The organism is Photobacterium profundum (genome assembly GCF_003026285.1).
In the GTDB taxonomy this organism is placed as follows: Bacteria; Pseudomonadota; Gammaproteobacteria; order Enterobacterales; family Vibrionaceae; genus Photobacterium; species Photobacterium profundum.
In genome coordinates this window covers 16,279-31,898 of the sequence record NZ_PYOD01000017.1, presented here as the reverse complement: position 1 = coordinate 31,898, position 15,620 = coordinate 16,279, and the positions used below count along the sequence as shown (strand labels likewise).

General features: G+C 42.7%; 12 protein-coding genes. 7 read left to right on the top strand and 5 right to left on the bottom strand.

The annotated features are described in order from the left end of the window. Positions 1 to 130: 130 nt before the first annotated feature. Positions 131 to 1,186 (top strand): CNNM domain-containing protein, encoded by a 1,056-nt coding sequence (locus C9J48_RS23275; RefSeq protein ID WP_006233751.1) that lies wholly within the window; start codon positions 131 to 133, stop codon positions 1,184 to 1,186. A 60-nt stretch (positions 1,187 to 1,246) separates the two neighbouring features. On the opposite strand, the gene brnQ is transcribed toward C9J48_RS23275, so the two are convergent. Together brnQ and C9J48_RS23265 are read right to left on the bottom strand one after the other, a co-directional pair. Further along, the gene (gene brnQ / locus C9J48_RS23270; protein ID WP_006233752.1) at positions 1,247 to 2,566 is read right to left on the bottom strand and encodes a branched-chain amino acid transport system II carrier protein; all 1,320 of its coding nucleotides are present in this window, start codon (positions 2,564 to 2,566) and stop codon (positions 1,247 to 1,249) included. A gap of 566 nt (positions 2,567 to 3,132) precedes the next feature. Then, positions 3,133 to 3,720 (bottom strand): YjaG family protein, encoded by a 588-nt coding sequence (locus tag C9J48_RS23265; protein WP_006233753.1) that lies wholly within the window; start codon positions 3,718 to 3,720, stop codon positions 3,133 to 3,135. Positions 3,721 to 3,788: 68 nt separating this feature from the next. Here C9J48_RS23265 and C9J48_RS23260 point away from each other — a divergent pair, with 68 nt between their 5' ends. The 5 genes from C9J48_RS23260 (at position 3,789) to C9J48_RS23240 (ending at position 8,291) form a co-directional block, all read left to right on the top strand. Next, the gene (locus tag C9J48_RS23260; RefSeq protein WP_006233754.1) at positions 3,789 to 4,700 is read left to right on the top strand and encodes a D-2-hydroxyacid dehydrogenase; all 912 of its coding nucleotides are present in this window, start codon (positions 3,789 to 3,791) and stop codon (positions 4,698 to 4,700) included. A gap of 10 nt (positions 4,701 to 4,710) precedes the next feature. Next, complete coding sequence (locus tag C9J48_RS23255) at positions 4,711 to 5,298, top strand: uracil-DNA glycosylase family protein (protein ID WP_006233755.1); 588 nt, start codon at positions 4,711 to 4,713, stop codon at positions 5,296 to 5,298. Positions 5,299 to 5,383: 85 nt separating this feature from the next. Continuing rightward, positions 5,384 to 6,979, top strand: a complete 1,596-nt coding sequence (locus C9J48_RS23250) for a DUF6056 family protein (protein ID WP_006233756.1) — start codon at positions 5,384 to 5,386, stop codon at positions 6,977 to 6,979. Further along, positions 6,979 to 7,326, top strand: a complete 348-nt coding sequence (locus C9J48_RS23245) for a GtrA family protein (protein ID WP_006233757.1) — start codon at positions 6,979 to 6,981, stop codon at positions 7,324 to 7,326. Before C9J48_RS23250 ends, C9J48_RS23245 begins: the two co-directional genes overlap by 1 nt. Next, positions 7,326 to 8,291 carry a glycosyltransferase family 2 protein gene (locus C9J48_RS23240; protein WP_006233758.1) on the top strand — a complete coding sequence of 322 codons (966 nt, stop codon included), beginning with the start codon at positions 7,326 to 7,328 and terminating at the stop codon, positions 8,289 to 8,291. Before C9J48_RS23245 ends, C9J48_RS23240 begins: the two co-directional genes overlap by 1 nt. A 46-nt stretch (positions 8,292 to 8,337) precedes the next feature. Here C9J48_RS23240 and hemE read toward each other — a convergent pair whose 3' ends face one another. Further along, the gene (gene hemE, locus C9J48_RS23235) at positions 8,338 to 9,405 is read right to left on the bottom strand and encodes a uroporphyrinogen decarboxylase (protein ID WP_006233759.1); all 1,068 of its coding nucleotides are present in this window, start codon (positions 9,403 to 9,405) and stop codon (positions 8,338 to 8,340) included. Positions 9,406 to 9,619: 214 nt separating this feature from the next. Then, positions 9,620 to 10,396: an NAD(+) diphosphatase gene (nudC, locus tag C9J48_RS23230; RefSeq protein ID WP_006233760.1), complete on the bottom strand. Its 777-nt coding sequence runs from the start codon at positions 10,394 to 10,396 to the stop codon at positions 9,620 to 9,622. 204 nt (positions 10,397 to 10,600) lie between these two features. On the opposite strand from nudC, the gene C9J48_RS23225 reads away from it, so the two are divergent. Further along, positions 10,601 to 11,083 carry an Rsd/AlgQ family anti-sigma factor gene (locus C9J48_RS23225; protein ID WP_006233761.1) on the top strand — a complete coding sequence of 161 codons (483 nt, stop codon included), beginning with the start codon at positions 10,601 to 10,603 and terminating at the stop codon, positions 11,081 to 11,083. A gap of 269 nt (positions 11,084 to 11,352) precedes the next feature. On the opposite strand, the gene rpoC is transcribed toward C9J48_RS23225, so the two are convergent. Continuing rightward, positions 11,353 to 15,567 carry a DNA-directed RNA polymerase subunit beta' gene (gene rpoC, locus C9J48_RS23220; RefSeq protein WP_006233762.1) on the bottom strand — a complete coding sequence of 1,405 codons (4,215 nt, stop codon included), beginning with the start codon at positions 15,565 to 15,567 and terminating at the stop codon, positions 11,353 to 11,355. Between the last annotated feature and the right edge of the window lie 53 nt (positions 15,568 to 15,620).

Here is a 15,620-nt window from a genome sequence, read left to right as displayed (position 1 = left end):
CGGACTCTTTAACCATAAACTGAGCGCAAGTTCACAAAACATTACAAATCTCATTCGTGAAATAGTTGTATTTCTTCTTCTCAACACCGCTTAATATATACCCATCTACATTTATCACTGACAGGTTTGCATGATTCTCCTTACGATTTACATCACAATTGCTATTGGTGTTTCGTTTATTTGCTCGGTTTTAGAAGCGGTTTTGCTTAGTATTTCACCAACGTATATTGGTTCATTACGCCAGCAAAACCATCCTGCGGCACCGCGTTTAGCCGCCTTAAAAGAGAATATTGACCGTCCATTGGCCTCTATTTTAACGCTAAATACTATTGCCCATACTGTGGGTGCAGCAACAGCAGGTGCCCAAGCAACGGTCGTATTTGGTAGTGAGTGGCTCGGTGTTTTTTCTGCCGTTTTAACCTTCGGTATTCTGTTATTTTCTGAGATTATTCCCAAAACTCTCGGGGCAACCTACTGGCGTCAAATGGCACCGGCAGCGTCAACGATTCTTAACTGGATGGTATGGGCATTAACCCCTTTTGTTTGGGTATCAGAACAAATCACACGTCGTTTAGCTCATGGTCATGCACAACCAAAATTACGAGATGAATTATCAGCAATGGCAATGTTAGCAAAAGAGTCGGGGGAATTAGCGGAAGGTGAATCGAAGATTCTGACGAATTTACTGCAGTTTCGTGATGTAAGTGTGACCAAAATCATGACACCTCGCCCTGTTCTTTTCCGCGTTGAAGCAGAGCAGTCAATCAATGCATTTTTATCAAAACATAAAGAGAGCCCTTTTTCTCGCCCATTAGTATATAGCGAGCAAAAAGACAATATCTTAGGCTTCGTTCATCGCCTAGAATTATTTGCTGAAAGCCAAGCTGGCCATGGAAATAAAGAATTGGGTGCCATAATGCGCCCGATCCCCGTTGTAATGAACAACATGAGCGTACCACAGGCATTTGAACGACTCATGACAGAGCACTCTCAGCTTATTCTTGTGGTTGATGAATACGGTACGGTTCAGGGGCTAGTGACACTAGAGGATATTTTTGAAAGCTTAGTAGGCGAAGAAATTGTCGATGAAGCCGATAAAAATACCGACATGCAGCAACTGGCTTACCAACGCTGGGAAAAATGGAAAAAACAACACGGCGTGATTGAAAGTAAAGACGACGAATAATTTACATCGCATACTTAACATTGTATCCAAAAGGGACCACTAAGGTCCCTTTTTTATCCGTCAAGCATTCACGACAGCAGCTACAGGCTGCTTGGTAATACGTGTCACTACCAAACCAGCCACCAGCATCACGATCGTAGGAACAATCCACCCTGCGTAATAATGGTACAACGGCACATATTGCGTAAACCAAACATCCCATGTTTCCGGCATGCTACCCAAGATATGCGCGGCATCGAAACAACCAAAAATCAAGGCTATCGCCACCGTCATTAATACTGCAGCTGGTGCCACACGATGACGCAGTGGCGCAATCATCAACAACGCAATGGCAATAGGATGCAACGCGACAACAACCGGTAACGTCACTGCCAATAACTGATCCAAGCCCACATTGGCAACTAAACCCGCCAAAATCATCGTTACCCACACACTACGACTGTACGACACTGAAGAGAAGGTACGGTTGTAAAACTCACTGCCCGCAGTAGTCACGCCGATAGCCGTCGTTAAACATGCCAATATCATCACTAAACCCAGCAACATGGTGCCGTACACACCAAAATGGTGATTGGTAAATGCCGTCAAGATCTCACCACCATTGGTGAAATCTGTTCCTAAATAAGCACTGGTTGAACCGATGTAAGCCAGCGACATGTACACCGCAGCCATCGCGGTTGCATACATCACTGCTGCAATGAAGGTATATTTGGCAGTGGCTTTCGGACATTCCACCCCCATACTTTTGATCGCGCGGAAAATTACCCAACCAAACCCAATCGAGCCCAAAGCATCCATCGTCATGTAGCCTTGGGTCAGGCCTTCTGCCAACGCTCCATCAACATACGGACCTTTCGCCTGCATCACTTGACCAGCAGGAAACAAGAACGCAAAAGCTGCCATAACAGCTAAAATAGCCAATAAAACAGGGGTTAGCCATTTACCAATGGTGTCGACCAATTTCCCCGGAAACAATGAGAACAAGATAGTAATAACACAGAACGCGATTGAAAACGGCACCAACACGTCACCACCAATAAATGGCGCAAAGCTGAACTGATACGCCACCGTGATGGCACGGGGAATAACAAATGCAGGTCCAATCACGATAAACACCATCACCCAAAAGCTAGTCGCTAACGGGCGAGGTAAAGCCGCAGTCAGATTATCTGAACCTTTCACCAGAGCAACGATAATCAACGCCAACGCAGGAAGTCCCACCCCGGTTAACAGGAAACCCGTCATGCCCGATAGGAAATGTTCACCGGCTTGAAACCCCAAGAATGGCGGGAAGATCAAGTTCCCAGCCCCTAAATACATGGCAAAAGTCATGAATCCTAAGGCTGCGATATTGCGCCCAGTTAATACGTTGGTAGACATAATGTTCCTCGATACAGCTGTTTGTTTAAGCTTGGAGGAAACTAGGAGGGAGCTTGAATGTAGAATATTACCCTGCCAGCTTCTTCACAAGCCGACAGAAAAAAGATATAGCCTGTCAGCCCCGAATGAGTTTCAGAGAGAGTAAGAGGAGCACGCGAATGCCAACAGCAAGGTCGCTGTTGTTATTTACGGTTTTCAAAAAAGCGGATGCTTTCATGCTCATTCCTACACGACAAGTAATGACGTAATTAATAGTTAAGATGACAAGGCAATACCTCATCGATTACCTCCAGTTATAAACGCCTTTACGATCACAATTCAAGTAACAATATTAAATAAGTCGATTGGAACAAATAAGAACCAACAACCAGTCAATTAAACTGCTTTTAATGTTACAGATTGAAATATTACACTTAACTAGCGATTAACAAGTTTGCATCAAGGTAAGTATCCCTGCATGAATCATCTTTCATTGCGCTTTAATCCTTCTTTACCAGACGTAAAAAAGGAGCCATTAGGCTCCTTTTTTAAATATTGCTCAGTCACTCGTTCATGACTATCGTGGTTTACAGCGCAATACCAATGTTGCTGACTTGCTCATCACGCAATTCGTCACGTAAACTTTTAATCAACTCGATATCACGTCGTTCAGCTTCTTTTAGTGCACGGAAAATAGCCCACTGGACATCCCATTCTTCACAAACGGCTTCGTTATCTTTTTGGTTTTCGTTTGTTATCTCAATACCTGTTTGAGCAAACTCAAGATCAGCAACCGTTTCTGCAGATAAGCTACTAATCTTTTCTAATGTCTCAAGCATTAGATCACGATCTAACATCGCATGCAGTAGATCAGCCAATGCAACACAAGCATCAATCGCAGGGTGTACCGCATAAAGATCATAATCAGCAGCACTTGGCACCAAGTCTTCTAATCTTTCTAGCTGACCTTCAAAGTTGATTTTGGCACTCTTAACCGTCAATATTTCCCAAATACTATCTACAATCACACGGTATTTTTGCGCTTCTGCAAATTTCGTTTCTTCACAAAATAAAGCAAAATTCGGGTACATACGCTCACATAGTGAGACCATAAAAGTAAGGTGTTGCCATGGTTCTAGTTTTTCGACACGAAGCTGAACAGGATTCTTAAGCATGGGATAATCTACGATAGTGATTTGCAAGGGAGTTTAATGCATAACTCGCCCGCACAAAAGGAAAAGCGATGAACAAAGTACTGATTGTATCTCGACAACAAGCGACCTATCGTCAATTAATCAAACAAGCACAATTACCAAGCTTGGAAATCACCGATGATCCCAAGCAAGCCTCGATAATATTAGCAGATCCTCCCAAGATCGCCCGGCAATTAGATGACTCCCCTGCACTACGCTGGCTGCAGTCCACCTTTGCGGGTATTGATGCACTAATTAAACCCGGGTTGCGTCAAGACTATCAATTAACCAACATTCGCGGGCATTTTGGTCAACTCATTGCGGAATACGTTATCGGGTTGACACTTAATTACACACGTCATTTCAGCCTTTATCACACGCAACAACACGCGGGTGTATGGCTGCCACAGCCTTATTGCTCTTTAACCAGCCAAACCATGGTGATATTAGGCACCGGTTCTATCGGTAGCCATTTAGCTCAGGTAGCAAGCGTACTCGGCATTAAAGTAATAGGCGTTAATCGATCGGGTATATCCGATACAACTGCATTTGATCAGGTTTATTCTTTGTCCAACCTGACAAATGCACTGGCTATGGCGACAATTGTTGTTTCAACCTTACCTGCCACACTTAACACAGACCAACTGCTTAATGCGGGTACTTTAGTGCACTGTAATAACGTTTTACTGTTCAATGTAGGGCGTGGTAATGCAGTGTGTGAGCATGGGTTATTGGGTGCGATAGATACAAACTCAGTTCAACATGCTTTTCTGGATGTTTTCAATCAAGAGCCACTCGCACAAAATCATCCCTTCTGGAAACATGATAAAATTACGGTTACGCCTCATATCGCAGCCGAAAGCTTTCCTGAACAAGTATTCAATATTTTTCGAGATAACTATTTACGTTTTATTGCCAATCAACCATTACATTGCAAAGTTGATTTTGACAAAGGATATTGAGGCTTACAGTATGGCGAAACATCTTAATAACATACTCGATCAGATACGACACTGCGAGATCTGCAAGGATCATCTTCTTGCAGGGCCACGCCCGATCATTCAAGCACATTCACAAGCGAAGCTGATGATCATTGGTCAAGCACCTGGTACCAAAGTGCATGAAACTGGCATTCCATGGAATGACCCAAGCGGTGAACGACTACGTCGCTGGCTCGATTTAGACTCAGAAACCTTCTATAACCCACAACAAATCGCCATCATGCCGATGGGACTGTGCTATCCCGGAAAAGGAAAGTCAGGCGATTTACCGCCGCGACCAGAATGCGCAACACAGTGGCATCATCAGGTCTTACCCTTATTACCCAATATCGGCATGACATTAGTCATTGGGCAATACGCGCAAAACTATTATCTTAATAATAAGCCCAAGACTCTCACTGAAACTGTGCGTGCTTGGCGTCAGTGGGCACCTCGGTATATTCCGATGCCGCACCCTTCACCACGCAATACACTGTGGTTAAAGAAGAACCCATGGTTTGAAGAAGATGTTGTGCCATACATCAGAGAGTATGTTCACCAACATTTGGGTGGGAATTAAGCTTCAACTCTAGTACTTCCTTACAGGTTTACTGTGACAGTAAATACAGGATTGCTGTAACATTCACTTACCGAATTCACTTTTTATGCCGATTATGCCTAACCTTTTAAAAAACAGATATGCTCTTACTTTAGGGGCGCTTACTCTCTTTGCCTTCATTCTTAATGCATTATTCCCATTAATTTCTGATGACTTTTGTCATTTAGGAAGCTATGTGCAACTTGGGGGAGTAGAAGCCGCAATAAAGACATACATGACTTGGAATGCCAGAGTCGGGGAGATATTTTCAGTGCTCGTTGGCACTCACTTAATCGGCCTACCTTTTGCCATAGTGAATACCTTTGTTTTTGCCATCATTCTCATCATGATTCACCCTCTACTTTTTGCTCGTAGAGGCAAGACAAATAGTGATGCTTTATTCTTAATAATTTTCTTCACATTACTATCAATATCAACCGTGTTTGGAGCTGTATTCCTTTGGCGAGCAGGAGCAATGAACTATGCATGGCCCCTAGCATTCTGCTTGATGCATTTTACAGTTTTTCGTTATTACTATGCAGGGATAAATAGCTGGTACAACACAACTAACATCACCATGATTGTTCTTTTTAGCCTGCTTAGCTTTTTTGCAGGAATGAGTAGTTTTGATTTAGGTGCATTAGGCTGCATCATTCACGTTGTTATATTTATTTACAGGAGAATAAATAGAGACACGGAAAGCTTCCGATTCCTCTTACCTACTGTCAGCTTTATTGCTGGTTTTATCGCCCTATATACAGCACCCGGCACACAACTTAGAGCTAATGGTGTTGATGATTACACTTCACTAGGACAAATTATCTCTTGGATCCTAGCTTTTGAATTCCCTCAATTAGCAGCGCACTATCTCGATACTCTAGGTCGTTCGATGTATAAAACGAACTATGTTCTTGCAGTCGCATCGCTTGCAACTACATATTTTATCGCTAGATTACAAGCACAATACCATTTCATACCACTTAAGCGCTGGCACTTGTTATCAGGGTATTTAAGTTTACTGTTAATATTAATCGGCTTGTTATTCAGCAATAGTAGTAAACCGTCAGGTGATTCATTAGGCGCAATAATTTTATTCAACAACCTTATTCTGTCTGCAGTAGCCCTTGTCTATTTACTCAGAAATAAAACCTTGTTCACCAAGCATTATACAACTGCCTTTATGATTGTATTTTTCCATTGTCTCATGCTCATCGATGCTTCAGCGTATACTGTTGGTGTGATACCAGCTAGACGAGCTTATTTAACGGCAAGTGTACTTGCTGCACTCATTTTATCGATGATAATACAAATTAATTGGTCAACACTGAGAAAGAAATGTGTTTTCATTCCACTCTTTGTAATTAGTTCAGCGTTTTTAAGTTTGGAAACATGGGGACTATACATTACTAATGAAGCCCTTATCACGAAACCAATGGCTCGATTAAATACAACTGATAACTTGATCATTCAGACTGAACATAAAGTATTAAAAGCACCGCAATTTTATGATTGGTCTCCCCTATCTACGAATAAAAGTGACTGGGTAAATCGCTGTTTTGTTCGCTACAACGGCATAAAAAATATTTCACAAACGAATGAAACAGAGCATGTCTCACTCATAGAGTACCTTGATTACTTAGTAAACATTAAGGAAGCCCTATAATGTTTACACGTTATGCTTTAATCGGCATTGTAAATACAGCCGTTCACTTTGCCACATACTTCACTTTGATTACTTATGGTCTTAATCAAAGCAGTAGTAATGTACTGGCATTTTCTGTCGCAGTCAGTGGTTCTTATCTTTTGAATGCCAAATACACGTTCCAAGCCAAATATAAGCCCAAAGAGTATAGCCTATACGTTTTTTTCATGGGCATCTTAAGCTATTCAATTGGTTATATCGGAGATCACTTAGCCTTGCCTTCAATACTCTCACTGCTCACCTTCTCAGCATTAAGTTTATTAATTGGTTATAAGTTCTCAAAGTTACTCTTTTTAAAGGATAAGTAATGCTTATATCTCTTGTTGTTCCTGTATTTAATGAACAAGAAACTATCAATACATTCTACCAAGCGGTACGAAGTGATCACTTCCTACAACAAAAAGATGTAGAAATCATCTTTGTTAACGATGGAAGTTGTGATGAAACAGCCTCAATTATTCAACAATTGACACTTACAGACAGCTTGGTACGCCTTATAAATTTTTCTCGAAATTTTGGTAAAGAGCCTGCGCTATTCTGTGGTTTAGAACACAGTCGAGGCGATATTGTTGTTCCTCTTGATGTCGATTTACAAGATCCGATAGAGCTTATAGAAACTATGTATCTCAAATGGGAAGAAGGCGCTGAGTTAGTATTAGCAAAACGCGGAGATCGGAGCAGTGATCACTGGCTTAAACGAGTGACTGCAAACTGGTTTTACAAGCTCCATAACGTGCTTTCACATTCAAAAATTGAAGAAAATGTCGGTGACTTTCGACTTATGGACAGACGTGTTGTCGATATCGTCATCACACTTCAAGAGAAGAACCTTTTCATGAAAGGACTTCTTTCTTGGCCTGGTTTTAACCCAGAAATCGTTGAATATAAAAGACCAGAGCGCATTGCAGGAACAACTAAATTTAATGGCTTAAAACTCTTAAATTTAGCGATTGAAGGGATTACTAATTTTAGTACTACACCTTTGAAGCTTGCCAGTTACATTGGTTTTGCAATTTCGTTCCTTTCTATTTTCTATGGCAGTACCATCATTATTCAAAAACTCTTTTTTAGCATCGATGTACCTGGATATGCCTCATTGATGACAGTCATGGTATTTATGGGAGGCATTCAACTCATAACTATTGGTATTTTAGGTGAATACGTGGGAAGAATTTATACTGAAGTGAAAGGAAGGCCTCGCTATGTTATCCATTCGCAAAAAAATATCGAGACCTCTCAAAGTGATCCACAACCGATATCAAAAATAGGCTAATAAAAAAGCGTCCATAATGGACGCTTCTTGTGTTTTGTTAATACGATTACTTGTGATACGGCTTAGACAGCTCATGCACAGCATCAACGAACACACCTGCATTTTCAGGCGGCACATCTAAGTGAATGCCATGGCCAAGGTTAAAGACGTGGCCTGTACCTTCATCACCGTAACCGTCAAGAATCGTCGCGACTTCTTGGCGAATACGCTCTGGTTGTGCATATAGAATCGATGGATCCATATTGCCTTGAAGGGCAACTTTGTCTCCTACTCGACGATTAGCATCAGCAATATTAATCGTCCAATCAAGACCGATTGCATCACAACCTGTTGCTGCAATTTGCTCTAACCACATGCCGCCATTTTTAGTGAATAGCGTAACAGGAACACGACGTCCATCGTTTTCACGGATCAGACCATCAACGATTTTATGCATATAACGTAACGAGAACTCGTTATAGTCACTTGGCGTTAGTACACCACCCCAAGTATCAAACACCATAACAGATTGCGCACCCGCTTTGATTTGCGCATTCAAGTATTCAACAACGCTATCTGCTAGCTTATCAAGAAGTAAATGTAGCGTTGTAGGTTCTGCATACATCATTTTCTTGATCTTAGTGAAGGCTTTAGAACTACCGCCTTCAACCATGTAAGTCGCTAAGGTCCATGGGCTACCAGAGAAGCCAATGAGTGGTACTTCACCTTGCAGATCTTTACGGATTTGACGTACTGCATTCATTACATACTGCAACTCGCCTTCCGGATCAGGTAGACCGATCTTATCTACATCCGCTTTACAGGTAATCGGACGCTCAAATTTAGGCCCTTCACCCGCTTCAAAATACAAACCTAATCCCATTGCATCAGGAATAGTTAAAATATCGGAGAAGAGAATCGCTGCATCCAAAGGAAAACGACGTAGTGGTTGAAGCGTTACTTCACTCGCTAGTTCCGCGTTCTTACATAGCGACATAAAGTCACCAGCAACGCTACGTGTCGCACGGTATTCTGGCAAGTAACGGCCAGCCTGACGCATCATCCATACTGGTGTGCAATCTACCGGCTGCTTTAATAACGCACGTAGGTAGCGGTCATTCTTTAATTCGCTCATTCGAAACTCCATGGATAAATTCTGGGGCGTATTGTATCACTCATCGACTACAACAAAAGAGCCTGATTGTTAAGCCGATCATGTTTATTACAACAAATTTGAAACACTATTTTCGACTCAGTATGAAGTTTAAAACAAAGTCGACTCGTGAATAGTTATAATTAATGCATAGTGAATTCCACTCATCGAACCGAATCCTTTGTTTTAACGGTTCTTATATATGTTTAGTGCCTTTTATTAGATCAAGTGTCTCATCGATAAGCACTCGTGCAATCGTGCCTTTAGGAGCGATTGCAGGTAGCTCAGTCGCCTTCGCCCAAATCGCATCACTCAATTCTTCATAATCAGGTTTTAGCTCACCGCTTTCATAATCAGCTAAAAACGCCATCATAATGTTAGAAGGAAATGCCCAAGGCTGACTCGAAAAATAGCGAATATTGTGCACCTGAATGCCAGTCTCTTCTTCAACTTCCCGCGCAACACATTGTTCTAATGTTTCACCAGCCTCAACAAAACCGGCAATGACCGTATATATTCCTGATTTATGCCGAGGGTGCTGTGCCAATAATATTTGATCGTTTTTTCGCACAGCCACAATGATACAAGGCGATACTCGAGGGTACTGCGCATTACTACATTGTTGGCATACCATTGCAAATTGATCGCCCGCCAATACCGCCGCTCCACCACAAACAGAACAAAAGTTTTGTGTATGCAACATATGAGAAAGCTGAGTTGCCCTTCCGGCTAAATCAAACAACGTCTGATCGATACCTAATAATTCTCTTTGCGTATAAAAATCATCACTATGCGAACAATTATTGGCTTCTAGCCAGTAAACTGGGTGATCTAAATATTCACCAATTACTCGTGCTGAGTCAGTATTAAATGTTAATTCTGACTTTTCCAATAGTGGAATCGCATTATCTAATAGATATAATTTGCGATCATTTACCACACACCAATACGCTAATTCTCGTTTATTTAACATCAATATTACATCCATCCTTGCAGGGTATCGGTTTTACTGGCAATCTAACTACATAACGGATTTTAAGTCCGTATAAAAAGGCTCTCTTTTTAAAGAGATTCATCAGTAATTGTACTGAGTCGCCTTTGTTTTGAAATACGTATTTTATAATACCTATTTTTAACCAATATCGTCATAGTGCAAATAGATCATGAGGGTATGATCATGTTAAGTAAATTTGAGCAAGTTCAACAACAGTGGGGCGGTACAAGTGATGTTATCGATCACTGGCTGGTGTCCCGGCAGCAATTACTGATCGACTACTGTAAATTGGCCGGTCTCCCACCCTTCGAAAGCAATACACGCCAATTACCTACCTCTTCACAGTTACAACTCTTTTGCCAACAAGTTGTCGATTATATTTCAGCAGGTCATTTCAAAATCTACGATATGGTCATGGAAAAGTGGAATACGGCAGGATATTCACCGACAGAAGACATTTCACTGCTTTACGCGAGCATCACTCAAACAACCGATCCTATTCTTAATTTCACAGATCGTTATAGTGATATCGCAGAAGAAAATACGCTGATAGATTTAGACAAAGACCTATCTTCAATTGGTGAATTGCTAGAATTGCGATTTGGTCTTGAAGATAACCTGATTGAATTAATTAGCGAAAGCTTAGCGTGCCCACCAGGCGCTTAATCAAACCTGATCTAACAGCTAAAAACTAAGGAGCAGCTTATACGCTGTTTCTTAGTATTACCTCCCCCCATAAGCCCTTCCCCCCTCAAAGCACTGAAACATTCATGTTTACCTCTTTACGCCTCAAGTAATAATGCTGCTCACTATCAATTCCACCAACCAAACTATTTACACGATCACAATGAGTAATAGTTGCCTATTATTTGCCAAATAACAAAAAAAAGGCACCCCGAAGGATGCCTTTTTTCGCTAACACTAAACAACAATGATTAATCGTCGCTTAGGCCTGCGTTAAGTAGTGCAGCTAGGTCTTGAGATGCTTGTTCAGCATCAACCTGAGGTGCTACTGGCTCTAGCTCAGCATTACGCTCATTCTGACGACGCTGGTGGTAAGAGAAACCTGTACCCGCTGGAATTAGACGACCAACGATTACGTTTTCTTTCAGACCACGTAACTCATCACGCTTACCAGAAACAGCTGCTTCTGTAAGTACGCGAGTTGTTTCCTGGAACGACGCTGCAGAGATAAACGACTCAGTTGCAAGCGATGCTTTTGTGATACCCAATAGGTCACGGCTGAATGTTACGATGTCTTTACCATCAGCTTCTAGTTGACGGTTCGCAATATTCACACGAGAGAACTCAACCTGTTCGCCAGGTAGGAATTCTGAACCACCAGCCTTAACGATAGTAACCTTACGTAGCATCTGACGAATGATAGTCTCAATGTGCTTATCATTAATCTTAACGCCTTGTAGACGGTATACTTCCTGAACCTCGTTTACGATGTACTCAGCAACTGCGTGGACACCACGAAGACGCAAGATATCGTGTGGAGCTTCTGGACCATCTGCGATTACATCGCCACATTCAACTTTTTCGCCTTCGAATACGTTAAGCTGACGCCACTTGTGGATCATCTCTTCGTATGGTTGACCTTCACTTGGAGTGATGATCAAACGACGCTTACCTTTAGTTTCTTTACCGAAAGAAACAGCACCTGTTATTTCCGCTAGGATTGCAGGCTCTTTAGGTTTACGTGCTTCGAACAAGTCAGCAACTCGTGGTAGACCACCCGTGATATCTCGAGTACCGCCTGATTCCTGAGGAATACGCGATAAGATGTCACCGATGCCAACTAGAGCACTATCTTCAAGTTGAACAATCGCTTTACCAGGTAAGAAGTATTGAGCTGGCATATCAGTACCAGGGATCATTACATCGTTACCTTTGTCGTCAACTAGCTTAACCGTTGGACGCATATCTTTACCGGCACTAGTACGCTCTGCAGCGTCTAGAATAACGATTGAAGATAGGCCTGTTAGCTCATCAGTTTGACGAGAAACAGTTACACCATCGATAAAGTCAACGAACTGAACACGACCAGCCACTTCAGTGATGATTGGCATTGTGTGCGGGTCCCAGTTAGCTACAGTATCACCCTGTACTACTGAATCACCGTCGCCTTTGCTCAAAATCGAACCGTAAGGAAGCTTGTAGCTTTCTTTAGTACGACCGAATTCATCAATGATTGTCATTACTGACGCACGAGAAGTAATTACTAGCTTGCTTTCGCTGTTAGTAACGAACTTCGCATTGTGCAGACGCATTGAACCAGTGCTCTTAACCTGGATGTTATTTTCTGCTGCTGCACGAGATGCCGCACCACCGATGTGGAACGTACGCATCGTTAGCTGTGTACCTGGTTCACCGATTGACTGGGCAGCGACAACACCAACTGCTTCACCAGTATTAATCAAGTGACCACGTGCTAGATCGCGACCGTAACAGAACTTACAACAACCGAAGTCATTCTCACACGTTACTACTGAACGTACTTTAACTTGGTCAACAGAGTTATCTTCCAACAAGTCACACCACTTCTCATCAAGAAGCGTGTTACGTGGAGCAAGAACTTCATCAGTACCAGGTTTAAACACATCTTCAGCAACAACACGACCAAGAACTCGATCACCAAGTTGCTCTTTAACATCACCACCCTCGATAAGAGGAGTCATGGTGATACCAGCGTGCGTACCACAATCATCTGCAGTGATTACAACATCTTGTGCAACATCTACTAGACGACGAGTTAGGTAACCGGAGTTAGCTGTCTTAAGTGCCGTATCCGCAAGACCCTTACGAGCACCGTGAGTAGAGATGAAGTACTGTAGTACGTTCAGACCTTCACGGAAGTTCGCTGTGATCGGTGTTTCGATGATTGAGCCATCTGGCTTAGCCATCAAACCACGCATACCTGCTAGCTGACGAATCTGCGCTGCAGAACCACGAGCACCAGAATCGGCCATCATGTAAACGCTGTTAAACGATTTCTGCTGCTCTTCTTTACCGTCACGGTTAATAACAGTATCGAAAGACAAGTTATCCATCATCGCTTTAGCAACTTGCTCATTGGCAGTTGCCCAGATATCGATAACTTTGTTGTAACGTTCGCCGGCAGTTACAAGACCAGATTGGAACTGCTCTTGAATTTCTGCAACTTCTGCTTCCGCTTCTGCAATCTTGGTGTACTTAGCGTCAGGAATCAACATGTCGTCGATACCAACAGAAACACCAGAAAGTGCTGCGTACGCAAAACCTGTGTACATAATTTGGTCAGCAAAGACTACTGTCTCTTTCATGCCCAATTTACGGTAACACGTGTTCAATAGGGTCGAGATTTGCTTCTTACCTAGTGCTTCAGTGTTTACAAGGCTGTACGGAAGACCTTTAGGAACGATCTGCCATAAAATTGCACGACCAACAGTTGTATCTACTAGCGCGGTTTCTGAAGACAAGTTGCCTTGCTCATCATAAGCGTGCTCAGTAATACGAACTTTAACGCGAGCATGTAGCTCTGCATTCTTAGTACGGTAAGCTTTCTCTGCTTCTGCAGGTCCAGCTAGGTACATGCCTTCACCCTTCGCGTTGATTTTCTCACGCGTCATGTAGTAAAGACCCAATACAACATCCTGCGAAGGTACGATGATTGGATCACCGGACGCTGGAGATAGGATGTTATTGGTAGACATCATTAGTGCACGAGCTTCAAGCTGTGCTTCCAGAGTTAGAGGTACGTGTACCGCCATCTGGTCACCATCGAAGTCGGCGTTATATGCCGCACACACTAGTGGGTGAAGCTGAATAGCTTTACCTTCGATTAGTACTGGTTCAAATGCCTGAATACCCAAACGGTGCAATGTTGGTGCACGGTTTAGCATTACTGGGTGTTCGCGAATAACTTCGTCTAGAATATCCCAAACAACAGCTTCTTCACGCTCAACCATCTTCTTAGCAGCTTTGATCGTAGTCGCAAGACCACGAGCTTCTAGCTTACCGTAGATAAATGGTTTAAATAGCTCTAGTGCCATCTTCTTAGGAAGACCACACTGATGCAAACGTAGGTATGGACCTACGGTGATAACAGAACGACCAGAGTAGTCAACACGCTTACCAAGAAGGTTCTGACGGAAACGACCCTGCTTACCTTTGATCATATCAGCCAAAGATTTCAGAGGACGCTTGTTAGAGCCAGTGATAGCGCGGCCACGACGACCATTATCAAGTAATGCATCAACAGATTCCTGAAGCATACGTTTTTCGTTACGTACGATAATATCAGGAGCAGCCAGGTCTAATAGACGCTTAAGACGGTTGTTACGGTTAATTACGCGACGGTACAGATCATTCAGATCTGAAGTAGCGAAACGACCACCATCTAGCGGTACCAACGGACGTAGATCCGGCGGTAGAACTGGTAGTACAGACAGGATCATCCACTCTGGGTTGTTTCCTGAAAGTAAGAATGCTTCTACAAGCTTAAGACGCTTGGTTAGTTTTTTACGCTTAGTTTCAGAATTAGTTTCTTCTAATTCTTCACGCATAAGATCGATTTCAGCATTTAGGTCCATATTGGCCAATAGTGCTTTAACCGCTTCTGCGCCCATCTTAGCGTCAAATTCGTCGCCCCATTCTTCAAGTGCATCCAAGTACTGCTCTTCTGAAAGCAGCTGGCTACGCTCAAGATTGGTCATGCCTGGTTCAATTACTACGTAAGATTCGAAGTAAAGTACACGCTCGATATCACGTAGAGGCATGTCCATTAACAAACCGATACGAGATGGCAATGATTTTAAGAACCAGATGTGTGCAACGGGTGAAGCAAGCTCAATGTGACCCATACGCTCACGGCGTACTTTAGTCTGAGTAACTTCAACACCACATTTTTCACAAATAACACCACGGTGCTTTAGGCGCTTGTATTTGCCACAAAGACATTCGTAGTCTTTTACCGGGCCAAAAATACGTGCACAGAAAAGACCGTCACGTTCAGGCTTAAAGGTACGGTAGTTGATGGTTTCTGGCTTTTTAACTTCACCAAAAGACCATGAACGAATCATGTCAGGTGAAGCAAGACCGATTTTGATAGCATCAAATTCTTCAGTCTTATGTTGCGCTTTCAGAAACTTAAGTAAGTCTTTCACATTCGGCCCCTGTGAGGAGTTGACCCATAAAGGCGCCAGTCTGCTGGCGCCTT

Coding starts and splice junctions, on each gene's coding strand:
- C9J48_RS23245 (WP_006233757.1), top strand. CDS start 6,979: ATGTTTACACGTTATGCTTTAATCGGCATTGTAAATACAGCCGTTCAC.
- hemE (WP_006233759.1), bottom strand. CDS start 9,405: ATGAGCGAATTAAAGAATGACCGCTACCTACGTGCGTTATTAAAGCAG.
- C9J48_RS23240 (WP_006233758.1), top strand. CDS start 7,326: ATGCTTATATCTCTTGTTGTTCCTGTATTTAATGAACAAGAAACTATC.
- C9J48_RS23225 (WP_006233761.1), top strand. CDS start 10,601: ATGTTAAGTAAATTTGAGCAAGTTCAACAACAGTGGGGCGGTACAAGT.
- C9J48_RS23265 (WP_006233753.1), bottom strand. CDS start 3,720: ATGCTTAAGAATCCTGTTCAGCTTCGTGTCGAAAAACTAGAACCATGG.
- brnQ (WP_006233752.1), bottom strand. CDS start 2,566: ATGTCTACCAACGTATTAACTGGGCGCAATATCGCAGCCTTAGGATTC.
- C9J48_RS23250 (WP_006233756.1), top strand. CDS start 5,384: ATGCCGATTATGCCTAACCTTTTAAAAAACAGATATGCTCTTACTTTA.
- C9J48_RS23275 (WP_006233751.1), top strand. CDS start 131: ATGATTCTCCTTACGATTTACATCACAATTGCTATTGGTGTTTCGTTT.
- C9J48_RS23260 (WP_006233754.1), top strand. CDS start 3,789: ATGAACAAAGTACTGATTGTATCTCGACAACAAGCGACCTATCGTCAA.
- C9J48_RS23255 (WP_006233755.1), top strand. CDS start 4,711: ATGGCGAAACATCTTAATAACATACTCGATCAGATACGACACTGCGAG.
- nudC (WP_006233760.1), bottom strand. CDS start 10,396: ATGTTAAATAAACGAGAATTAGCGTATTGGTGTGTGGTAAATGATCGC.